At 66.8% G+C, this 5,249-nt stretch carries 3 protein-coding genes; 1 reads left to right on the plus strand and 2 read right to left on the minus strand.

Annotation, left to right across the window (positions count from 1 at the left end):
- On the minus strand, window positions 1-536 hold a 536-nt coding region (locus B3587_RS13505), incomplete at its 3' end, for an alkaline phosphatase family protein (RefSeq protein WP_292729541.1).
- A 71-nt stretch (window positions 537-607) separates the two neighbouring features.
- Between B3587_RS13505 and B3587_RS13510 the strand changes: the two genes are divergently transcribed.
- Window positions 608-3,067, plus strand: a complete 2,460-nt coding sequence (locus B3587_RS13510; protein ID WP_292729544.1) for a DNA gyrase/topoisomerase IV subunit A — start codon at window positions 608-610, stop codon at window positions 3,065-3,067.
- Window positions 3,068-3,090: 23 nt separating this feature from the next.
- On the opposite strand, the gene B3587_RS13515 is transcribed toward B3587_RS13510, so the two are convergent.
- On the minus strand, window positions 3,091-5,163 hold the full coding sequence (locus B3587_RS13515; RefSeq protein ID WP_414683139.1) for a DNA gyrase/topoisomerase IV subunit B: 2,073 nt from the start codon (window positions 5,161-5,163) through the stop codon (window positions 3,091-3,093).
- Between the last annotated feature and the right edge of the window lie 86 nt (window positions 5,164-5,249).

Here is a 5,249-nt window from a genome sequence, read left to right on the forward strand (position 1 = left end):
GCACGGGCGATCCGCTCGTCCAGGTCGGTGACCCCGACGAACTGGGCTCCGTCGGTGGTCGCGCGGGTGAAGCCCGTCGTGGCAAACTCCGGCTTCGAGACCACGAAGACCGGCGCGTGCCGGGCCTGCGCACGAGTAAGCGGCTGCTCTTGCTGCCAATCGTCGGGCAGGTCGCCGTCTTCCCAGCCATGGAGCAGGTTCGCAACGCGGCCGGTCTTGGGGACACGAACCCGGTACCCGAGCATCCCGTTCTGTCCGGGATCCGTCGCCGTGAGCAGGCCCGTGAGCGCGCTGGCTGTGGTCGAGGGAAAGGTCGTACGGGCGACGTCGCGGATGCCGCTGATGCTCGCCAGAAACCTCGCGTGGCCGGCGCGTGCCCGCAGTTGTGCAGCGCCCACTCCGTCGAGCATGACGAGGACGGTGCTCTGGGCGGGTCGCAGCCAGATGCTCTCCCCGCGCAGCGAACGGAACATCTCCGGCACGACGTCGGTGAGGCTCCGGGTTCTCGGCGAGTGCGCAGGTAGTGTGATCGGCATCCACGCCAGTCTCCCACGGCCCCTCTTCCCGGAGGCCGAGGTGCGTCCGCCCCAGCGTTCGAGGTTTTGTCATGCCGTCATCCCGTCCCCCCCAGCCCGCTGAGGTCGCCGAGCGGATCGAGGATGTCGACGTCGCAGCAGAGATGCAGGGCTCGTTCCTCGAGTACGCGTACTCGGTGATCTACTCGCGGGCCCTCCCCGACGCCCGCGATGGTTTGAAGCCGGTGCAGCGCCGCATCCTCTTCCAAATGGCAGACATGGGGCTGCGGCCCGACCGTGGCCACGTGAAGAGCTCCCGCGTCGTGGGCGAGGTCATGGGAAAGCTCCACCCCCATGGCGACGCGGCGATCTACGACGCCCTCGTACGCCTGGCGCAGCCTTTTTCGCTGCGCGTGCCGCTGGTAGACGGGCACGGCAACTTCGGGTCGCTGGATGACGGTCCCGCTGCGCCCCGATACACCGAGGCGCGACTAGCAGCCGCCGCGCTCGCGCTTACCGAGAACCTGGATGAGGACGTTGTCGATTTCATCCCGAACTACGACGGACAGTTCCAGCAGCCGGCGGTCCTGCCCGCAGCCTTCCCGAACCTGCTGGTCAATGGCGCATCGGGCATCGCTGTGGGTATGGCCACGAACATGGCGCCGCACAACCTCATCGAGGTGGTAGCGGCAGCCATTCATCTGCTCGAGAACCCCCAGGCCTCCGTCGAAGAGCTCATGGAATTCGTTCCCGGACCCGACTTCCCGTCGGGCGGCATCATCGTCGGACTCGACGGGGTGAAGGATGCCTATTCCAAGGGTCGCGGATCGGTCAGGACCCGCGCGAAGGTGTCGATCGAGTCGCTGGGCCCCCGACGCACGGGCCTCGTGGTGACTGAGCTCCCGTACCTCGTCGGCCCCGAGCGGGTGATCGAGAAGATCAAGGATGCCGTCACGTCCAAGAAGCTGCAGGGCATTGCCGACGTCACAGACCTCACCGATCGGCACCGCGGCCTGCAGCTGGTCATCGGCATCAAGACCGGATTCGACCCGAACGCCGTGCTCGAGCAGCTGTACCGACTGACGCCACTGGAGGACTCCTTCGGCATCAACAACGTTGCGCTTGTCGAAGGGCAGCCGCAGACGCTCGGCCTCAAGGAGATGCTCGAGGTGTACGTCGGGCACCGCATCGAGGTCGTGACGCGGCGCAGTCGGCACCGCCTGGGCAAACGACGTGAGCGGTTGCACCTGGTCGAGGGTCTCTTGATCGCAATCGTCGACATCGACGAAGTCATCCAGGTGATCCGCGCGTCCGACGACGGCGAGCAGGCCCGCACTCGCCTCATGGAGGTGTTCGACCTCTCCCAGCCGCAAGCCGAGTACATTCTTGAGCTTCGTCTGCGCAGGCTCACGCGCTTCTCGCGCCTCGAGCTCGAGCAGGAACGTGACGCGTTGAAGGCTGAGATCGCCGAGCTGGAGGCGCTGCTCGCGAGCGATAGGTTGATCCGCGCACAGGTCGCCACAGAGCTGGATGCCGCGGCCGAGGCTTTCGGTACGCCGCGCCGGACTCTGCTGCTCAATGGTGGGCCCGTCGCTTCGCGCTCGTCGTCGAAGAAGCCCGTGGATCTGCAGATCGCCGATACCCCGTGCCGAGTGTTCCTCTCGGCTACGGGTCGCATGGTTCGGGCCGACCTCGATCCGGAGGCTACCGGTGGCGGGATCGTCTCGCCCACACGCCGGTCGAAGCATGATGCGATCCGTAGCGCCGCCGATGCGACAACCCGCGGCCACCTCGGGGCACTCACGACCCGTGGACGCCTCGTGCGCTTCTCCCCCGTCGACCTCCCGTCGGTTCCCGGTAACGCGGTGCAGCTCGCTGCAGGGACCCGCGCAGACCAGTACCTCGGACTTGCGGGCGGTGAGCACGTCGTCGCGATCGTTCCCCTGGACGGCGCAACCCCGCTCGCGATCGGTACCGCGCAGGGTGTCGTCAAGCGCGTGCTGCCGAGCGAAATCGCCGCTCGTGACGAGATCGAGATCATCGCCTTGAAGCCCGGCGACGCTGTCGTCGGCGGGGCGCTGGCTCCCGATGACGCCGAGCTTCTCTTCGTCACCGACGATGCGCAGCTGCTGCGTTTCGACGCGAGCGCCGTGCGTGCTCAGGGACGCGCGGCCGGCGGCATGGCGGGTATCCGCTTGGGCTCGGGCGCTGCTGTCATCGGCTTCGCCGTGATCCCAGCCGCGGATGCTGCCGAGGCAGTCGTGGTGACGGCGGCGGGAAGCGCAGGCGCGCTGGCCGGTGCAGACGTGAGCTCTGGCAAGGTGTCGCCGCTGAGCGAGTTTCCCCCGAAGGGTCGCGCAACCGGCGGCGTTCGCGCGCACCGGCTCCTGAAGGGTGAAGACCGGCTGGTTCTGGCCTGGGCGGGGTCCGACCCGCGCGCAGTAGCGCAGGACGGTGCAGCACGAACCCTGCCGCCCGCCGGCGCCAAGCGCGACGCATCCGGGGTATCGCTGGAAGCCGGCGTCGCCGCGATCGGCACCGTCGTCCGCTGAGCCCGATCGCCTGAGGGCGTCGCTCAGGCGTCGATGCGCTCGCGAGCGAGCCGGTCCGACGACTCGATCAGAAACTCGCGCCGCGGCGCGACGTCATTGCCCATGAGCAGTTCGAAGACGGATGCCGCGGCTTCGGCATCCTGAACCCGAACGCGACGCAGGGTACGACCAGCGCGATCCATCGTGGTGGTCGCGAGCTGCTCGGCATCCATTTCACCGAGGCCCTTGTAGCGCTGAATGGGCTCCTGCCACGTGCGGCCGGCCTTGGTCAGCCGGCTCAGCAGACCATGGAGCTCTGCCTCACTGTAGGTGTAGAGCGTCTCGTTGGGCTTGGACCCGGGATGCTTCACGATGACGCGGTGAAGCGGCGGAACGGCGGCAAACACTCGGCCTTCTTCGATCAGTGGCCGCATGTAACGGAAGAAGAGGGTGAGCAGGAGCGTACGGATGTGAGCGCCGTCGACGTCGGCGTCGCTCATGAGGATCACCTTGCCGTAGCGCGCCGTGCTGATGTCGAAGGAGCGACCCGATCCGGCACCGATGACCTGGATGATCGATGCGCATTCCGCGTTGGAGAGCATGTCGCTGATCGACGCCTTCTGGACGTTGAGGATCTTCCCGCGAATCGGAAGCAACGCCTGATACTCGCTGTTGCGCGCGAGCTTGGCAGTGCCCAGAGCCGAATCACCCTCGACGATGAAGAGCTCAGAGTCGGCGACGTCGTTCGAGCGGCAGTCCACCAACTTGGCCGGAAGCGACGATGACTCCAGCGCGTTCTTACGACGCTGCGTCTCCTTGTGCGCGCGGGCTGAGATGCGAGCCTTCATCTCGGCGACGACCTTGTCGAGCAAGAGCGAAGTCTGCGCCTTGTCGTCGCGCTTGGTGGAGGCGAATCGTGCCGCGAGCTCGCGGGAGACCACGGTCGAGACGATCTGGCGCACGGCCGGGGTGCCGAGGACCTCCTTCGTCTGTCCCTCGAACTGCGGCTCGGGGAGTCTCACCGTGAGCACGACAGTGAGGCCTGCCAAGATGTCGTCTTTATCGAGCTTGTCGTTGCCGACCTTCAGCCGACGTGCATTCTGCTCGACCTGCGTGCGGATCACCTTCATGAGGCCGGCCTCGAACCCCTGCTGGTGCGTGCCGCCCTTCGGGGTAGCGATGATGTTCACGAACGAGCGCATCGTGGTCTCGTAGCCGGTCCCCCACCGCACCGCGACGTCGACCTCACACGTCCTCTCCAGCTCCGTCGGCACCATGGCCCCGGATGCCTGGAGCACGGGAACAGTCTCGGTGAAGGTGCCGGTGCCCTGCAGTCGCCAGGTATCGGTGACCGCGGCATCCGGAGCGAGGAACTCCGCGAACTCCGAAATCCCACCGTCGAAGCGGTACTCCGTCGTGAGCGGCGCCTCGGGGTCACGTTCGTCGGTGATCGTGATCGACAGGCCCGGTACGAGGAAGGCCGTCTGCCTGGCCCGCTGCTGTAGGTCTTCGAGCGAGAACGATGCGTCGCGCGTGAAAATCTGCCGATCGGCCCAGTAGCGGATGCGTGTTCCGGTGACGCCCTTCGGAGCCCTGCCGACCACGCGAAGGGTCGAGCTCTTCTCGAACGGTGTGAAGGCGGAGTCCGGCGTGGGGCCCGCGAACTCGCCCGGTTCACCCCGGTGGAACGACATCGCCCAGGTCTTGCCGCCGCGGTCTACCTCGACATCCAGACGCTCCGACAGGGCATTGACGACTGACGCCCCGACGCCGTGCAGACCGCCCGACGCACTGTACGAACCGGACCCGAACTTTCCGCCGGCGTGCAGCTTCGTGAACACGACCTCGACGCCGGACAGTCCCGTGCGAGGCTCGATGTCGACGGGGATGCCGCGGGCTCGATCTCGCACTTCGACGCTCCCGTCGGCGTACAGCACGATCTCGATCGTCGAGCCGTGGCCGGCCAGCGCCTCATCGACCGAGTTGTCGATGATCTCCCACAGGCAGTGCATCAGACCGCGGGAATCCGTCGATCCGATGTACATTCCGGGGCGCTTGCGCACAGCCTCCAGGCCCTCGAGCACCTGCAGATGATGGGCGGAGTACTCGGCGGTCACAATCGTTCAGATTACGCGGCGTCGACAGGATAGACGGGGAGCCACGCGGCACTGGGGGCTGCCGTACGCGCTCAGCGAAATGTGAC

The sequence above is a fragment of the Microbacterium sp. UBA837 genome (assembly GCF_002296025.1).
GTDB lineage: Bacteria > Actinomycetota > Actinomycetes > Actinomycetales > Microbacteriaceae > Microbacterium.